Annotated in this window: 16 protein-coding genes; 11 read left to right on the top strand and 5 right to left on the bottom strand. The window is 72.6% G+C overall.

The features are described 5' to 3' along the window. Positions 1–2 precede the first annotated feature (2 nt). Complete coding sequence (locus GWK16_RS23250) at positions 3–551, bottom strand: TRAP transporter small permease subunit (RefSeq protein ID WP_170056365.1); 549 nt, start codon at positions 549–551, stop codon at positions 3–5. 276 nt (positions 552–827) lie between these two features. Here GWK16_RS23250 and GWK16_RS23245 point away from each other — a divergent pair, with 276 nt between their 5' ends. The 5 genes from GWK16_RS23245 to GWK16_RS23225 are packed head-to-tail and all read left to right on the top strand — an operon-like array spanning position 828 to position 7,411. Then, positions 828–2,843 carry a proton-conducting transporter transmembrane domain-containing protein gene (locus GWK16_RS23245; RefSeq protein WP_170056364.1) on the top strand — a complete coding sequence of 672 codons (2,016 nt, stop codon included), beginning with the start codon at positions 828–830 and terminating at the stop codon, positions 2,841–2,843. Continuing rightward, on the top strand, positions 2,843–3,802 hold the full coding sequence (locus tag GWK16_RS23240; RefSeq protein WP_170056363.1) for a respiratory chain complex I subunit 1 family protein: 960 nt from the start codon (positions 2,843–2,845) through the stop codon (positions 3,800–3,802). The genes GWK16_RS23245 and GWK16_RS23240 overlap by 1 nt, the downstream gene beginning before the upstream one ends. Further along, a complete protein-coding gene (locus tag GWK16_RS23235; protein WP_170056362.1) occupies positions 3,799–4,467 on the top strand; it encodes a hydrogenase-4 component E in 669 nt (222 codons plus the stop codon). The genes GWK16_RS23240 and GWK16_RS23235 overlap by 4 nt, the downstream gene beginning before the upstream one ends. Then, positions 4,467–5,903: a hydrogenase 4 subunit F gene (locus tag GWK16_RS23230; protein WP_170056361.1), complete on the top strand. Its 1,437-nt coding sequence runs from the start codon at positions 4,467–4,469 to the stop codon at positions 5,901–5,903. Before GWK16_RS23235 ends, GWK16_RS23230 begins: the two co-directional genes overlap by 1 nt. Then, the gene (locus GWK16_RS23225) at positions 5,900–7,411 is read left to right on the top strand and encodes a hydrogenase large subunit (RefSeq protein ID WP_170056360.1); all 1,512 of its coding nucleotides are present in this window, start codon (positions 5,900–5,902) and stop codon (positions 7,409–7,411) included. The genes GWK16_RS23230 and GWK16_RS23225 overlap by 4 nt, the downstream gene beginning before the upstream one ends. Here the strand turns inward: GWK16_RS23225 and GWK16_RS23220 are convergent. Then, entirely contained in the window at positions 7,390–7,908 is a 519-nt protein-coding gene (locus tag GWK16_RS23220) for a PH domain-containing protein (protein WP_170056359.1), read from the bottom strand. The genes GWK16_RS23225 and GWK16_RS23220 overlap by 22 nt on opposite strands. Positions 7,909–7,973: 65 nt before the next feature. On the opposite strand from GWK16_RS23220, the gene GWK16_RS23215 reads away from it, so the two are divergent. Then, positions 7,974–8,543: an NADH-quinone oxidoreductase subunit B family protein gene (locus GWK16_RS23215; RefSeq protein WP_170056358.1), complete on the top strand. Its 570-nt coding sequence runs from the start codon at positions 7,974–7,976 to the stop codon at positions 8,541–8,543. A 131-nt stretch (positions 8,544–8,674) separates the two neighbouring features. Here the strand turns inward: GWK16_RS23215 and GWK16_RS23210 are convergent, their stop codons facing one another. Next, complete coding sequence (locus GWK16_RS23210) at positions 8,675–9,100, bottom strand: DUF1489 family protein (protein WP_170056357.1); 426 nt, start codon at positions 9,098–9,100, stop codon at positions 8,675–8,677. A 125-nt stretch (positions 9,101–9,225) separates the two neighbouring features. Here GWK16_RS23210 and opgC point away from each other — a divergent pair, with 125 nt between their 5' ends. The 5 genes from opgC (at position 9,226) to GWK16_RS23185 (ending at position 15,190) form a co-directional block, all read left to right on the top strand. Then, the gene (opgC, locus tag GWK16_RS23205) at positions 9,226–10,359 is read left to right on the top strand and encodes an OpgC domain-containing protein (protein WP_170056356.1); all 1,134 of its coding nucleotides are present in this window, start codon (positions 9,226–9,228) and stop codon (positions 10,357–10,359) included. After that, positions 10,356–11,000, top strand: coding sequence for a sigma-70 family RNA polymerase sigma factor (locus tag GWK16_RS23200; protein ID WP_211187665.1), 645 nt, complete (start codon positions 10,356–10,358; stop codon positions 10,998–11,000). The genes opgC and GWK16_RS23200 overlap by 4 nt, the downstream gene beginning before the upstream one ends. Continuing rightward, positions 10,997–11,665: an NrsF family protein gene (locus GWK16_RS23195; protein WP_170056355.1), complete on the top strand. Its 669-nt coding sequence runs from the start codon at positions 10,997–10,999 to the stop codon at positions 11,663–11,665. The genes GWK16_RS23200 and GWK16_RS23195 overlap by 4 nt, the downstream gene beginning before the upstream one ends. Positions 11,666–11,710: 45 nt before the next feature. Further along, positions 11,711–14,032, top strand: coding sequence for a methyl-accepting chemotaxis protein (locus GWK16_RS23190; protein WP_170056354.1), 2,322 nt, complete (start codon positions 11,711–11,713; stop codon positions 14,030–14,032). A gap of 126 nt (positions 14,033–14,158) precedes the next feature. Then, positions 14,159–15,190 (top strand): aspartate-semialdehyde dehydrogenase, encoded by a 1,032-nt coding sequence (locus GWK16_RS23185; RefSeq protein ID WP_170056353.1) that lies wholly within the window; start codon positions 14,159–14,161, stop codon positions 15,188–15,190. Here the strand turns inward: GWK16_RS23185 and GWK16_RS23180 are convergent. Further along, positions 15,168–16,040, bottom strand: a complete 873-nt coding sequence (locus GWK16_RS23180; RefSeq protein WP_170056352.1) for a DMT family transporter — start codon at positions 16,038–16,040, stop codon at positions 15,168–15,170. The genes GWK16_RS23185 and GWK16_RS23180 overlap by 23 nt on opposite strands. Further along, positions 16,037–16,681: a trimeric intracellular cation channel family protein gene (locus GWK16_RS23175; RefSeq protein ID WP_338144548.1), complete on the bottom strand. Its 645-nt coding sequence runs from the start codon at positions 16,679–16,681 to the stop codon at positions 16,037–16,039. Before GWK16_RS23175 ends, GWK16_RS23180 begins: the two co-directional genes overlap by 4 nt. Positions 16,682–16,708: the final 27 nt, after the last annotated feature.

The raw sequence follows: 16,708 nt of genomic DNA, 5'->3' as shown, positions 1-16,708 counted from the left end.
TCTCACTGCTCCGGTCGGTGGTATTCGGCGAGATGCGCGGCCTCGGGCGCGGTGCCCTTCAGCGCGGCGATGCGCTTCACCAGTTCGGACAGGCCCTGCAGCGTCACGAGCAGGAAGCCGAGCGGCATCACGATCTTGACGGGCCAGCGGATGAGGCCGCCGGCATTGGGCGAGCCCTCCCCGCGCACCCAGGCGTCCCAGAAGAAGGGCCAGGTCATCCAGGCCAGCAGCGCCATGCCCGGCAGCAGGAAGAAGATGATGCCGAAGACGTCGATCCACAGCCGTGCCCGCGCGCTGACGCTGCCATAGACGAGGTCGACGCGGACATGCTCGTTGCGCTCGAGCGTGTAGGACGCGCCCAGCATCACCACGCCGGCGAAGAGGTACCACTGCACCTCGAGCCAGGCGTTGGACGACATCGAGAAGCCGTACCGGATCACCGCATTCCCGGCGCTGACCGCGCAGGCCGCGAGGACCATCCAGTCCGCGATCCTGCCGAAGGCGGCGCTGACCGCGTCCATGCCGCGGCTGAAGGCGAGCAACGGCCTCATGCCCCGTTCCCCCGCCCCCGGGCCGCGTGCACGGCTTGGACGAGCCCGGCCATGGGGCTGGCGACGAGGTGACGGCGTTCCACGTCCGATTCCCGATCCTGGTCGTTTCGCAGGCAGGCGCCGCGCGATCCACCGCGCGCCAGCGGAGCGGCGGTATCATACCCTGGGACAATTCACAAAATGAGGGTTTCTCCACCCCGGTGCCGCTGAAGCATGCGCTTCCCTGAATGGCCATGGGGGGTATCCTCTGCCGGTGACCAGCGACTCCGCCTTGCCATGCTGACCCTGCTGCTCCTGGCCACCGGGAGCCTATTGGCGCTTGCGGTGGCGGCGCCCGTGCTGGCCCGCCACGAGGCCGGCGGTCGCGCCGTGTTCGGTGGTTGCGCGGCAGCGTCCCTGCTGATCGCGATGGGGGCCATCGGCGGCCTGCTCGGCAGCCCGGAAGCCGCCGACCTGCCGTTCGGCCCGCCCTGGGGCCCGGCGCGGGTCGCGATCGATGCGTTGTCCGCCTGGTTCCTGCTGATCCTGGGGCTGGCGGGAACCGCCGCCTCGATCTTCGCCCTGGGCAGCCTGCACGGGCCGGAAGCGCCGCGCCGCCTCGTCCCCTACCCGCTCTTCCTGGCCGGCATGGCGGTCACGCTGCTCGCTGCCGACGGCTTCACCCTCCTGCTCGGCTTCGAGGCGATGTCCCTCGCCTCATGGGTGCTCGTCGCGCACGACCATGAGGAGGAGGCGAACCGGCGTGCCGCGCGCATCTATCTCGGCTTCGCGGGCTTCGGCGGGCTGTCGCTGATCCTCGCCTTCGGCATGCTGGCCGGCGGTGCCGGCGATGTGGCCTTCGCCGCGCTGCGCGAAGCGCCGCCCGATGGATGGCGTGCCGCGCTGGTGCTGGCGCTGGTGCTCGCCGGGGCCGGATCGAAGGCAGGGCTCGCGCCGCTGCATGTGTGGCTGCCGCTCGCCCATCCGGCGGCGCCGAGCCATGTCTCGGCGCTCATGTCGGGCGCAATGACCAAGGTCGCGCTCTATGTCCTCGCCCGTTTCGCCTTCGACCTGATGGGGACGGCGCAGCCGCTCTGGCTCGGCGCGCCGCTGGTGGCACTCGGCGCGGCCTCGGCGGTGATCGGCGCGCTGCGCGCCAATCTCGAGGACGACATCAAGACGCTCCTCGCCTGTTCGACCATCGAGAATGTCGGGCTGATCTCGATCGGCCTCGGGCTCGCACTGGCCTTCCGCGGCGCGGACCTGCCGGCGCTGGCGGCCCTCGCGGCCGGGGCGGCGCTGCTGCACGCGCTGAACCATGCCGTCTTCAAGACCCTGCTGTTCCTGGCCGCCGGGGAAGTGCTGCATGGGGCGCTGTCGCGGCGGATCGACCGGCTGGGCGGGCTGATCCATCGCATGCCGGTCACCGCCTGGGCGGCGCTGGCGGGCGTGGCGGCGGCCGCCTCCCTACCGCCGCTGTCGGGCTTCGCCTCCGAATGGCTGCTGCTGCAGGCGCTGCTGGCCTCCTGGCGGGTGGGCGACCTCGCCTTCCAGATGGGTGCCGCGGCGGCGACGGCGCTGGCCGCGCTGGCCGCCGCCCTCGCGGCCGCGGCGATGGTCCGCTTCTGGGGCTTGGTCTTCCTCGGCAGGCCGCGGACGCCGCGTGCGGCGGGGGCGGAGGAAGGCGGGCGGCTGGTCCAGGCCGCGCTGATCCTGCCGGCCGGGCTGACCGTGCTGTTCGGACTGCTGCCCGGCCTCATGCTCGACCTCGCGGAACCGGCGCTGCGGCTCATGACGCGCGCCGCGGCGCCGCGCGCGGGCTTCGTCGCCATCGGCGCGGCGGAAGGCGGGGCCCGCTATTGGCCGCTGCTGGTCGCGCTGCTGCTCGCAGCGGCGATCGGCGCCGTGGTCTGGGCCGTGCGCCGGCGCGCGCCGACGGGCGTGGCGCGCGGACCGATCTGGGATTGCGGCTTCATCGCCGCGCCGCACCACCTGCCCTTCGGCGATCCCTCGACGCAGCCGACCGCATCGGGCTTCGGCCAGCCGCTGCGCCGGATGCTCGGCACGAGCCTGCTGGTGGCGCGGGAGGGCGTGACCATGCCGCCGCCCGGTGCCACCGGGCCCGCCATCCTCCACTCCGGCTTCGACGACCCCGCCCTCGTCGCGCTCGAGGGGCCGGTGCCGCGCTGGCGGGACGCGGCCGCGGCGCAGGCGGAACGGCTGCGCGACCTGTCGATCCGGCAATGCCTCGGCCTGACTTTCGGCGCGGTGGTGCTGATGCTCGCCCTGCTCGCCTGGCTGGAGGCGCGTTGATGGCGATCGTGTGGTCGATCCTCTCCCAGGCGCTGCACATCGTGCTGATCGTCGCCGCGGCACCCGTCCTGACCGGCGTGCTGCGGTGGCTCAAGGCGCGGATGATGGGCCGGCGCGGTGCCCATCCGCTGCAGCCGCTGCGGGACCTGCTGAAGCTGCTGCGCAAGACGCCGGTGCTGGCGGAGAACGCCTCGCCCGTTTCGCGCGCCGCGCCCTACCTCGCGGCCGGGGCGGCGGTCGCGGCGGCGGCGCTGGTGCCTTCCTTCGCGCGGGGCATGGCTTTCGCACCGCTCTCGGACCTCATCGTCGTCGCGGGGCTGCTCGCGCTCGGGCGCGTCGCGATGGCGCTGGCGGGGATGGATGTCGGCACGCCCTTCGGCGGGCTCGGCGCGGCGCGGGAGATGTCCTTCGCCGCACTCGCCGAACCGGCCCTCGTCGTCGCCGCGCTGTCGCTCGCGATCCTCGCGGGCACGACGAACCTGGACGCCATCGCCGGTGCCTTCCGCGAAGGGGGGCTTGGCCTGCGCGTCTCGCTCGGCCTCGCCCTCGTCGCGCTGCTCGCCGTCGCGATCGCCGAGAACGCCCGCATCCCGGTCGACAACCCGGCCACCCATCTCGAACTGACCATGGTGCATGAGGCGATGATCCTCGAAGCCTCCGGCCGGCATCTCGCGCTCTGGGACTTCGCGGCGATGCTGCGGCTGACGCTGTGGCTCGCGCTGCTTTCGGCGGTCTTCCTGCCGCTGGGACAGGCGCCGGCCGGCGCCGGGCCGCATCTGTGGATCCTCGGTCTCGTGGCCTGGGTGGCGAAGATGGGCGCGCTGGCGCTGGCGCTGGCCGCCTTCGAAAGCGCCATCGCCAAGATGCGTGTCTTCCGCGTGCCGGAATTCCTTGGCGCTGCACTGCTGCTTGGGCTGCTGGGCGCGGTGCTGCTCTTCGTCTCGACGGGGCTGACATGAGCTTCGGTCAGCTCGGCTACGACGTCGCGCATCTGCTCGGGGGCGGCGTCCTGCTGCTGTCCTTCGTGCTGCTCTACCAGCGGCGCATCGGGGCGGTGATCAACGCCTTCGCGACCCAGGGCACGCTGCTCGCCCTCGCCGCGGCCTGGCAGGCCCATGCGCAGGGGGCGCCGGGGCTCTACCTCACGGCCGTGCTCGCCTTCGCCGCCAAGGGGGTGCTGATCCCGCTGGCGCTGCACGCCATTGTCCGGCGGCTCGACCTGCACCGCAGCGTGGAAACGGCGCTCGGCGTCGGCCTGTCGATGACGGCAGGCGTCGCGCTGGTGGGCCTGTCCATCCTGGTGGTGCTGCCGGCGACCGAGGGTGCGCGCGCCCTGGCACGGGAAGATGTGGCCCTGGCGTTGTCCGTCGTGCTGCTCGGCATGCTGATGATGATCACGCGGCGCAACGCCATCAGCCAGGTGATCGGGCTGCTGTCGCTCGAGAACGGATTGATCCTGGCCGCCATCGGCGTCGCGGGCATGCCGCTGGTGGTGGAATTGTCCACGGCGGCGCTGGTGCTGATGGTCGCGGTCGTCGCCGGCGTCTTCGCCTTCCAGATCCGCGAGCGCTTCGACACGCTGGACACCGGCAGCCTCGAGGAACATCGCGGGGAGGGTCGGTGATGCCCCTGCAATGGGCCATCGTCTTCTTCGCCTGGGGCGGCGCCGTCGCGCTGGCCGCCGTGCCGCGGCTGCGCACGGCGACGATGCTCAACGTCGGGATCAGCGCGGTCTTCTTCCTGCTGGCCGTGGCCCTTGCCCTGCAGCCCTTCGCGCAGCACGGCTGGACGCATACCGACGCGCTGAACACGCCCTTCATCCTGGTCTCGGCCTTCGTCGGGCTGACCACCTCGGTCTTCTCGGCGGCGACGCTCGACCAGGAGGGCTTCGACCACTGGCGCATCCGCGCCTACCACGCCGCCTACCAGGTCTTCATGGGGGCGCAGACCCTTGCGCTGCTCGCCGACAACCTCGGCGTGATGTGGGTGGCGATCGAGATCGCCACGCTGGCGACCGTCTCCATGGTCGGTGTCCACCGCACCCCCGCGGCCTTCGAGGCGGCGTGGAAGTTCTTCATCCTCTGCGGGGTCGGCATCGCGCTGGCGCTGTTCGGCACCATCGTCCTCTACCTCGCGGCCCAGCCCCTGCTGCATGAGGAAACCGGCCTGTCCTGGGCGGCACTGATGGGCGTGGCCGCGCGGTGCGACCCGAATACGCTCAACCTCGCCTTCGCCTTCCTGCTGCTGGGCTACGGCACCAAGGCGGGGCTGGTGCCACTGCATTCCTGGCTGCCGGACGCCCATGCCGAGGGGCCGGTGCCGATCTCGGCGGTGCTGTCGGGCCTGCTGCTGAACGCGGCGATGCTCGCGGTGCTGCGGGCCAAGTCGATCGTCGGCGCCAATCCCGACGCCATCGCGCCGGGACCCTTCCTGCTCGCGCTCGGCCTCGCCTCGGTGTTGCTCGCCTCCGTCTCGCTGTGGCGGCGGCGGGATGTGCGGCGCTTCTTCGGCTGGTCCTCGATCGAGCACATGGGCATCGTCGCCTTCGCCTTCGGGCTCGGGGGCGCGGCGGCGAACCTCGCCGGGCTGCTGCACCTGCTCGGCCATTCCGTGATCAAGAGCGCCGTGTTCTTCGGGGTCGGCCGCGCCGCGCAGGCCAAGGGCAGCCAGAAGATCGCCGACATCTCGGGGCTGGTCGCGACGCATCCGGCGCTGGGCTGGGGCCTCGCCTTCGCCATCGCGGGCATCGCGGGGATGCCGCCCTTCCTGCTCTTCGTCTCCGAATTCCGCCTGCTCACCGCCGCGGCGGCGGAGGCGCCCTGGCTCGGGATCGCGCTCGTCGTCGGCATGGTGATGGCGCTCGCCGCGCTGATCACCGTCCTGCAGGCGCTCTGCTTCGGCCCGCCGACGCCGGACGCGGCCGGCGCGCTGGACGGCTGGCGGGAAGCCGCGGCGGCCGCGCCGCTCTGGCTGCATCTCGCCGTCGCGACGCTGCTCGGCCTCGCCATGCCGGGCGCGCTCGGCGCCATGCTGGCCGAAGCCGCGAGGATCATCGGATGAGCGCCACCGCCCTGATCCGCGCCGGCGCCCCCCAGGGGGCACGGCCCTTCGAGCGCTTCCTGCTGTCCGCGGACGCCTGGGCTCGCCTGCCCGCCGCGCTGCAGGCGGAACCCACCCTCGCATTGCTCGCCCTCTGGGCCGAACCCGGCCTGGTCCATGCCGCCTTCCTGGATGACGTCGCCGGCGGCGTGCTGCTCGCCTCCGCCCCGGCGGAGGGCGGCCGCTACGCCGCCCTTTCCCCCGCGCGTCCCGGCGCCATCCGCTTCGAACGCATGATCCGCGACCTCTGGGGCCTGGCCGCGGAGGATGCGGTCGATCTCCGCCCCTGGCTCGATCACGGCCGCTGGCCGGTGCTGGGACCGCTGTCCGGCCAGCCCGCGCCGCTTGGCGGCGCCGAGCCGCCGCAGCCCGCGTTCCTTCCGGTCGAGGGCGAGGGGATCCACCAGATCCCGGTCGGCCCCATCCATGCCGGCGTCATCGAGCCCGGCCATTTCCGCTTCCACATCCAGGGCGAGATCGTCGTCCGGCTCGAGGAACGGCTCGGCTACAAGCACAAGGGCACGCTGTCGCTGATGCTCGGCAAGTCGCCGCGCGCCGCGGCGGTCTTCCCCGCACGGCTGTCGGGCGATTCCACCGTGGCCCATGCCTGGGCCTTCGCCGCCGCGGCCGAGGCCGCACTGGGCGTCACGGTGTCGGAACGTGCCACCGCACTGCGCGCCGTGATGGGCGAGCTCGAACGCATCCACAACCACCTCAACGACTGGGGCTTCGTCTGCAACGACGCGGCCTTCGCCTTCCCCCACGCCCGCTGCGGCTATCTGCGCGAACAGGTGCTGCGCGCCTGCGCGGTCGCCTTCGGCCACCGGCTGATGATGGATTGCGTGCTGCCGGGGGGCGTCGGCCCCGACATCGCGCCGGGCGGGGCCGAGACGATCCTCGCCGTGCTCGCCGCCGTCGAGGCCGAGATCCCGGCACTGGTCAGGATCTACGAGAGCCATGCCAGCCTGCAGGACCGGGTGGTCGGCACCGGCTTCCTGAATCCGGACTTCGCCAGGGCCTATGCCGCCGGCGGCTTCGTCGGCCGTGGATCCGGGCGGCGCTTCGATGCCCGCATGGCGCCCGGCTACGCGCCCTACGACCTGCTCGCGCCGCCCGTGGTGGTCGAGGCCGGCGGCGATGTCGATGCCCGGGTGCGCGTCCGGATCGCCGAGTTGCGCGCCTCCATCGCCATGGTCCGCCGCCTGCTCGGCGCCCTGCCCGAAGGCGAGATCCTCGTCGCCCTGCCCGCCCATGCGGGAGAGGGCTGCGCACTCGTCGAGGGCTTCCGCGGCGACTGCCTGGCCTGGCTGCACCTCGACGATGGCGGGCTGATCCGCGGCGTCTTCCTGCGCGATCCCTCCTGGCTGCAATGGCCGCTGCTGGAGGCCGCGATCGAGGGCAACATCGTCGCCGACTTCCCCCTGTGCAACAAATCCTTCAACTGCTCCTACAGCGGGGTCGACCTGTGAGCGGCGTCCAGCGCCGCCAGGAAGCCGTCCGGGTCGTCCGGGCTCAGCACGAGGTCCGGCTGTCCGTCACGCCGCTGCACCAGGACCCAGCGGTCCCGCCGCGTCGCCTCGAGGACGAGCGGGCCGAGCGTCCTGGAACGATAGCGCCCGAAATAGCCATGCGCCCCGCCCGAACCGAAGGTGCGCCACACCCAGCCGAGGTCGGACCTGGCAATGCGCCGCGCCCCGGCGATGGCGGCGAAAGGAACCACGCGCCCGCCGACCTGGCGCAGGACCGTCAGCCCCGTCGGCCCCACCAGGTAGCCGCGCGGGGCGACGAGCATCGTCCAGACCGGCACCCCGACGAAGATGAGCAGGAAGGGTGCCGCAAGGAGCGGCAGCGTCAGCCCGACAACGACGAGTATGATGGCCGCCGCGCCCAGGCTCGTAACCCAGGACACCAGGGTCATCGCGATCGCCAGCCCGTCCAGGGTGCAGGCGAAGCGCCGCTCGGCCATGCCATCCTCCGCGCCGCCCCGGCACTGCCGGGCGTCGGCCGCCCCCTGCCATAGGCGATATCGACATGCTCTGGCCACGCCTCGCCCGCGCGTTGATCGGCAAGCCGCTGACCGACCCGGCGCCCCCGGTGCCGCAGGACACGGTCCAGGCGCTGGCGGAACGCCTCGCGGCCACCGCCCGCACGCGGCTCGGCCGCAGCCTCGCGATCCGGGAGGTCGACAGCGGATCCTGCAACGGCTGCGAGCTCGAGGTGAACGCGCTGCAGAACGTCGCCTACGACCTCGAGCGATTCGGCCTGCGCTTCGTTGCCTCGCCCAGGCATGCCGACGTGCTGCTGGTGACCGGTCCCGCCTGCCGCAACATGGCCGAGGCGATGGAACGCGCGCTGGCCTGCACGCCCGAACCCCGCTGGGTCGTCGCCGCAGGCGATTGCGCGGTGGATGGCGGGGTCTTCAAGGGATCCTATGCCGTGCATGGCGGCGTCGGCGCGGTGCTGCCGGTGGACCTGCTGATCCCGGGCTGCCCGCCCTCCCCCACGCAATTGCTGGAAGGGCTTCTGTCTCTGCTGGAAGCCGAGGCTCAGCCGGCCCGGAAAGAAAATAGGGCCGGCCGGATTGCTCCAGCCGGCCCATAAGCCCACCCCGAAGGGGGGCCAGTCTGACGGCGGCCTGCCGGGAATAAGCCGCCGCGACGAGAGGACCTTCGCAGGTGCGGCCTCTCCTCCCGGTGGCAGTGTCCTTACATCTGAGCAACCAAGCCGGCCGGTCAGATAAGGCAGAGCTCGGCCAGGTCCTTGCGCAGGCGCGGCGGCAGCCGGTCCAGCCCGATCGCCGGCGGCCGGTCGGCGGCAATGTCGGGCGGCGCTTCCTCGGGCTTCAGGTAGCGCCAGCCCTGGAAGGCCTTGGTGGGCCGTGCCTCGACCGGGACCAGCGTCGGATCCAGCACCAGCGCGGCGCATTGGGTGGTGTCGTCCCAGGCTTCCTCGCGGATCTCGAGGATGCGTTGGCGGACCCGCACGAAGCCGCCGATTACCCAGTAGATCGAACCGCCATCGGTGATCTCGGCGATCCGCTTGGGGAACATGCGGGTCCAGGCACGCAGCGGCGGGTCGGTGCGCAGCCGTTCCTTCTGCAGCGCCACGAGCGCGGCGACGTCCTTGGGCCCGACCGAGAGCTTGATGAGGTGCAGCACACCCTTCCATCTCGCGCCGGGGCCCGAGTCGGCAAGGGGCGAGCGCGACGGCGCCGTAACCAGCCCGGCCAGGGGGGCGAAATTCCCGGTGAGCGCGGTCCTTCGGGCCGCCCCGGAGACGCCGCATGTCCCTTCCCGCCCCTGCCCCCGTCCCGCGGCCCCTGGCCCGCCCGGCGCGGGACCTGCGCCTCGACATCGTCCGGGGCTGGATGCAGATCTCGATCTTCGGCGCCCATGCGGTGGGGTCGGCCTTCGGGGCGTATGGCATCCATGCCGCCTGGGGGGTCTCGGACAGTTCCGGGCAGTTCGTCTTCCTGTCGGGCTTCGTGCTGGCCTCGGTCTTCCTGCTGAAGGAACATCGGCGCGGCGCCTGGGACGCGACGACCGACATGCTGCGCCGGGCCGGGCGGCTGTGGGTGGTCCACCTGATCCTGTTCTTCATGTTCGGCGCGACCGTGATCTGGTCGGAGATGGCCCTGCCCCTGCCCGGCGAGATCGACCGCCTGGCCTGGCGAATGCTGGTGGACGACCCAATGCACGCCCTGCCGGGCGCGGCGCTGCTGCTCTACATGCCGAACTACGTCGACATCCTGCCGGTCTTCGTCCTCGCCATGCTGCTGCTGCCCGGCTTCCTGCTGCTGGCCGGGCGGGTGGGGGCCTGGGCGTTGCTGCCCTCCTTCGCGGTCTGGGCCGGGGTGCAGGCGGGGCTCTGGAAATATTGGTCCTGGCTGCCGACCGGGCTCGACCCGCTGGCCTGGCAATTCGTCTTCCTGCTCGGGGCCTGGTTCGGCCGGCGGTCGCTGCTGACCGGCGCGGCGGTCACGTACCGCCGCTGGGGCGTGGTCCTCGCGGCCGTGGTGGTGACGGCGGGCTTCGCCCAGCGCGTCGCGGAGCGGCTGGGCAGCCCCCTGGCGCTCAACGAGGACACGATCTGGATCCTCGCCGCCAAATCGCATCTCGGCCCGTTCAACCTGCTGCACGGCCTGGCGCTTGCGTATCTGGTCGCGGTGCTGGTGCCGCGCGACGCGGCCTGGATGCACCGCGCGGGTGCGCAGGCGCTGGCCGCGGTCGGGCGGCACAGCCTCAACGTCTTCTGCATCGGCATCCTGTTGTCCTGGGCGGTAACGGTCGGCCTGCGGCTGCTGCCGCCGCATTGGTGGGTCGATCCCGCGCTGACCCTGGCCGGTGCCGCACTGCTGGTCGGCTTCGCGCTGGTCGCCGAACGCCGCCGCGCCGTCACGGCCCCCGTCACCCCATGAGCGCCTGCGCCGCCATCGGGCCGGTCTTCGCGGACGGCCCGCGCGCCCCTAGATTGGGACGGCAACGGAGCGGCACGGTCGTAGTGGCGGATGGCGACGGACGCTGGGAGGCCCTGATGGTCGCGGCGCAGGCCGGCGACGCGCGGGCCTACGACCAGTTGCTGCGCGACTGCCTGCCCTTGCTCCGCGGCGTTGCCCGCCGCCGCATCGCCGATGCGCACGAGGCCGAGGACGCGGTGCAGGACACGCTGCTCACCATCCATCGCATGCTCGCCACCTACGACCCGGGCCGGCCGCTGCGCCCCTGGCTCATCGCCATCACCGAGCGCCGCTGCATCGACCGCCTGCGCCGCCGCGGCCGCGGCGCGGGGCGGGAGACGCCGATCGACGACCACGCCGAGACCCTCGCCGCCCCGATCACCGAAACGGGCGAGGACCGCATCGCCGGCCGCCAGCTGCGCGAAGCCGTCGCGGAGCTGCCCGAAAGCCAGCGCACCGCGTTGCGCCTCGCCAAGCTCGAGGACCTGCCGCTCGCCGACGCCGCCGCGAAGTCCGGCCTGTCGGTCGGGGCGCTGAAGGTCGCGACGCACCGTGCCCTCAAGACCCTGCGCCGGCGTTTCGGCGCGGAGGACAAGTCGTGACCGCCACCGACGACCTGATCGCGCGCCTGTCCGCCGATCTCCGCCCGGTCCGCCGCCTCGCGCCGCCGATGCGCCGCGCGGCGGGCTGGCTCGGCTTCGCCACCCTGCTGATCGCGGCCGCGGTCGCGGTGTTCGGCCTGCGGCCCGATGTCGCCGAGCGCCTGCGCGATGCCAGCGAGGTCGCGCAGTGGGTCGCCTCGGCCGCGACCGGCGTGCTGGCGACCATCGCCGCGTTCCAGCTCTCGCTGCCCGACCGCTCGCCGCGCTGGGCCCTGCTGCCGCTGCCCGCGGCGGTGGTGTGGGTCGGCACACTCGGCCTGGGTTGCCTGGCCGAGGCGGGACAGGTCGGACCGGCGGCGTTGTGGCCGGGGTTCTCGCCAGGCTGCATGGCCTTCGTCCTCGGGCTCGGCCTGCCGCTGGCGGGGTCGCTGGTGTGGATGCTGCGCTACGCGGTGGCGATCCGGCCGGTGCCGGTGGCGGTGATGGGCGGCCTCGCCGGTGCGGCGCTGTCGGCGGCGGGGCTGTGGCTGTTCCACGAACTGGAAGGTGCTGCCGAGGCGCTGGTCTGGCACGCGGGCATGACGCTCGTGGTGGTGGGTATCCTGCTCGCCTTCGGGCGGTCCTGGGAACGGCGCGCCGCGGCGGAGCGCTTCACCGGCGCTTAAGCCCGGTCCGGGACACTCGCGGCCGATCCTTTGTCAGGGTGGCCCATGCGCGCATTCCTCCATCTTCCCGTCGCCGCCAAGATCGCGGCCTCGGGCCTCGTCGCCCTCCTGATGGTCGGCGCCATCGTCGCGACGATGCAGATCACCGGCGATTCGGTGGAAACCACCATCCGGCGGCAGTCCGAAAGCGGCGCCGCGGGGGGCATCCTGTCGGCCGCCGCGGTCGGCGCAGCGGAAGCGCCTTCGCAGGCCCGCACCCTGTCCGTCGCGCAGACGCCGGCCGCCGTCGAGGCCGCCCGCGCCGCCGCGGTCCAGGCCCTCGAACGAGCGACCGTGCAGGCGCGGCAGGCCGCCGTGCGGCTCGATGACTCGGCGACGACGGCGCTCGTCGCCACCATCGCCGAGCGTGCCGCGGCCTATGCCCTGCTGCTCGATGAACAGGCGCGGCTGCGGCTCGAGATCCTGCGCCAGCGGGACGAAACCTTCCTCGCGCGCGCCCAGGACTACGACCAGGCCTTCGAGGGCACGAGTGCGGCGATCGACTTCGACCTGACGGGGGACGCGCAGAGCGACGCCCGCACGCGCTTCATGGCCTTCCACCAGGGCTTCAACGACGTCCGCGCCTCCGCGCTGCGCTACCTCGCCACCGGCGACGAGCGGATGGCGCAGCGCGTGCGCCGCGCGGCGGCGCAATCCCGCGTGCATCTGCGCGGAGCGGTGTCCGCCACCCAGGGGGTGGCCCGCGTTCGCGAGGAGTTCGAACGCATCGGCGGGCTGGCCGATCAGGCCTCGACGGGCGCCATCGCGACCATCGAGACCGGTGCGCAGCTCGAGCGACTGGCCGCGGAACGGGCACAGCCGGCCCAGGAAGCGCTGCTGGCCGCCTTCGCCGCGGCGAATGCGCGTCTGTCCGAGATCGACGCGGCGGCCGAGGCCGCGATCGGCGCCGAGCTGCGGCGCCAGTCGCACATCGTGCTCGGGACCGCCGCCGGCATCGCCCTGGTGCTGCTGCTGTCCGCCTGGGCCATGGCGCGCACCATCGGCACCCCGCTACGGCGGCTCGCGGCGGCGATCGGCGCCATCGCGGGCGGCGAGACGGGCGTCAACGTGCCGGACCGCGGCCGTCGCGACGAGATCGGACGCATCGCCGAGGCCGTGGAAGGCCTTCGCCTGACCGTGGCCGATGCCTTCGCGCGCAGCCAGATCATCGAACAGATGCCGGTGGGCGTCCTGGTCGCCGATCCGCGGAACGAGTTCCGCATCACCTACGCCAACGCCTTCTCCAAGGACCTGCTGCGGACCCTCGAGGCGCTGGTGCCCATCAAGGCGGATGACCTGGTCGGGCAGAGCATCGACATCTTCGACAAGGGACCGGCGCGCATCCGCGCGATGCTGTCGGAGCCGGCCAACCTGCCCCACAAGACGCGGCTGCGGCTGGGGACGGAGACGCTGGACCTCAACGCCTCGGCTTTGCGCGACCCGTCCGGGCAGTATGTCGGCGCGATGCTGGCCTGGCAGCGCACGACCGAGCAGGCGCGGCTCGCCGATACCTTCGAGGAGGACATCGGCGCGGTGGTGAATTCCGTCGCGGCCTCCGCCGCGCAATTGCAGCAGGCGGCGCGCACCCTGACGGACGCCGCAGCCGATGCGGGGCGCGAGGCCATGACGGTTTCGGAGGCCGGCACCCAGGCCAATGCCGATGTGCAGGCGGTCGCGGCGGCGGCGGAGGAGATGGCGGCCTCCGTCGAGGAGATCACCCGACGCGTCGCCGAGGCGGCCGAAGTCGCCCGCCGGGCGGTCGCCGAGGCCAAGGCGACCGACACCACGGTGCGTGGGCTCGCGGAGGCCGCGTCGCGCATCGGGGATGTGGTGCGGTTGATCGGGGAGATCGCGGGCCAGACCAACCTGCTGGCACTCAACGCGACGATCGAGGCGGCGCGTGCGGGCGAGGCCGGCAAGGGCTTCGCCGTGGTGGCGAGCGAGGTGAAGAACCTCGCCGGCCAGACGGCGAAGGCGACCGAGGAGATCGGCCGGCAGATCGGCGAGATGCAGGGCGCGACGAACCAGGCGGTGGATGCGATCCGCGCCATCGGTGCGACGGTCGACCGGACCAGCGACATCGCCACGGCGATCGCCGCCGCGGTCGAGGAACAGGGTGCCACGACGCGCGAGATCGCCCGCAGTGCCGCGCAGGTGGCCCAGGCGACCGAGACGGTGGCGCGGAAGATCGAAGGCATCCGGGCCGCCGCCGATGCGACCGGCGGTTCGGCCGGGGCCGTCCTGCAGGCCTCCGGCGCCCTGAGCGGAGACGCGGAAACCTTGCGCGCCCGGGCCGAGGGCTTCCTGAAGGCCGTCCGCGCCGCCTGACAAGTCTCGGTTTCCAAAGGCCTTTCGGCCTTTGGTCGGGTGGTCTGGAGGGGCGACGCCCCTCCAGCCTTTTCCCTTGCAGGCCAAGTTGCTCTACAGCCGCCGTCGACAGGCTGGAGTGGTGTCATGGCGTACAAGGTCGCGGTCGTCGGAGCCACCGGCGCGGTCGGGCGTGAGATCCTGAAGACGCTGTCCGAGCGCCGCTTCCCGGTGCGGGAGGCGGTCGCCCTCGCATCGGGCCGTTCGGCGGGGGCCGAGGTCTCCTTCGGCGAGGATGCGGTGCTGAAGGTGCGCGACCTCGACCGCTACGATTTCAGCGGCACTGACCTCGCGCTGTTCTCGCCGGGGGCGGCGGTCTCGGCCGTCCATGCGCCGCGCGCGGCGGCGGCAGGGTGCTTGGTCATCGACAACACCTCCCAGTTCCGGATGGAACCGGGCGTGCCGCTGGTGGTGCCGGAGGTGAACCCGCAGGCCATCGCGAAGCGGCCGAAGAAGGGCATCATCGCCAACCCCAACTGCTCGACCATCCAGATGGTCGTCGCGCTGAAGCCGCTGCACGAGATCGCGAAGGTGAAGCGCGTGGTGGTGGCGACCTACCAGTCCGTCTCGGGCGCGGGGAAGGAGGCGATGGACGAGCTCTGGTCCCAGACCCGCGGCGTCTTCGTCAACGACCCGGCGACGCCGGAGCAGTTCACCAAGCCCATCGCCTTCAACGTCATCCCGCATATCGACCGATTCATGGACGACGGCGCGACGAAGGAGGAATGGAAGATGGCGGTCGAGACGCGGAAGATCCTCGACCCCGACATCCAGGTGATCGCGACCTGCGTGCGCGTGCCGGTGATGATCGGCCATGCCGAGGCCGTGCATGTCGAGTTCGAGAAGCCGATCACCGAGCGCCAGGCGCGCGAGGCGCTGCGCACCGCGGCCGGCGTGACGCTGCTCGATACCCGCGACGACGGCGGCTATGCGACGCCGCTCGAGATCGCGGGGGAGGATGCGGTCTATGTCTCGCGCCTGCGGAAGGACCCGACGGTGCCGAACGGCCTCGCCTTCTGGTGCGTGGCGGACAACCTGCGCAAGGGCGCGGCGCTGAACGCGGTGCAGATCGCGGAGGAGCTGCACCGCAAGGGCCTCATCGGGCCGCAGGCTTCCTAGGCCAGGCCAGCACCAGCCCGCCCGCCGCGATCAGCGCGCAGCCGACCAGCGCCCAGGCGCCCGGCACCCGCGCGAACAGGATCGCGTCGAGGATCAGCGCGAAGACGATGCGCGAATAATGCCAGGGCGCGAGGCCAGAGACCTCCGCCCGCCGCACCGCGCCGGCGATGCACAGCAGCGCCGCCGTCTGCACCGCCGCATAGACCACGACGAGAGCGAGCGCCGCCGCATCCGGCGCACGCCACAGGAACGGCATGGTGGGGGCGAGCATCACCACGCCCGCCAACGCCCCCTGCAGCGTCGCATCCCATTCGTCGGCCACGCCGCGGATGCGCCGCGTCATCACCTGGTACAGCGCGTACATCAGCGCGGCGGACACCGGCACCGCCGCCGCCCAGGTGAACAGATCACCCCCCGGCCGCACCACCGCGAGCATCCCCGCGAAGCCGAGCGCCAGCGCCACCCATCGCCGCGGCGTCACATGCTCCCGCAGCACCAGCGCGCCGAGCAGCACGAGGATGATGGGCGCGGTGAAGCCCAGCGCCGAGGCCTCGGTGACCGGCACGAGCGAATAGCCGACCACCGCCAGCGTGGTGGAGACGATCAGCAGCACCGCCGCAAGGCGCTGGTCCTTCGCCTGCGGCGGCGCCACCAGCCGGCGCAGCGCCGCGGCGGGATCGCGCAGCCGCAGCGCGAAGACCGCCGCGCCGGCCAGCACGATCGCCGAGCGCAGGAAGGTGATCTGCACCGGGTCGAGCGTCGCCGCGAGGATCTTCGCGATGGCGTAGCCGAGCGTGTAGAGCAGCCCCGCCCCAAGGGTCAGCGCCACGGCAAGGACAGGCTGGCTCATCGCTGGTCCGGATAGTCCCTGCCCGGCCGCGCCCGGTAGGTCGGCAGGGACCAGCCGGTCAGGATCGCCGCCGCCCGCGCCCCGAAACCCACCAGGATCCCGATGGACACCGCGACGGTGCGCCCGGCGCCCGCGTCCTGCAGCACCACGAAGACGGCCGCGCCCAGAGCCGCGGCGGTCGCGTAGATCTCGCGCCGCAGGATCAGCGGCATCTCGGCGCAGATGATGTCGCGCAGCATGCCGCCCGCCGTCGCGGTGATGGTGCCCATCAGGACCGCGACCCAGGGCGTCGCCCCGGCGCGCTGCGCCACCTCCGCCCCCAGCACGGCGAACAGGCCGAGCCCCACCGCGTCCGCCCACAGCAACACCACGAAGCGCCGTTCGACCAGATGCGCCGTGAAGAAGACCAGCAGCGCCAGCCCCGCGGCGAGCCCCACCATCCCCGGCACGTTCAGCCAGAAGACAGGCTGGTTCAGGATCACGTCCCGCACCGTGCCGCCCCCGAAGGCACACAGGCAGGCGACCAGCATGAACCCCACCGGGTCGAGCTGCTTGCGCGACGCGCTCAGCGCCCCGGCGACCGCCAGCACCGCGACCGCCGCCCAGGTGAGCGCCAGCAGAAGATCGTCGAAGGCCGTCACCGGGGCCCCGGCCCCCGGAGGTCCGGC

It is taken from the genome of Neoroseomonas marina, assembly GCF_012927745.1.
Classification (GTDB): Bacteria; Pseudomonadota; Alphaproteobacteria; order Acetobacterales; family Acetobacteraceae; genus Neoroseomonas; species Neoroseomonas marina.
The sequence above is the reverse complement of the archived record's forward strand: the minus strand, read 5'-3'. Positions and strand labels throughout refer to the sequence as shown.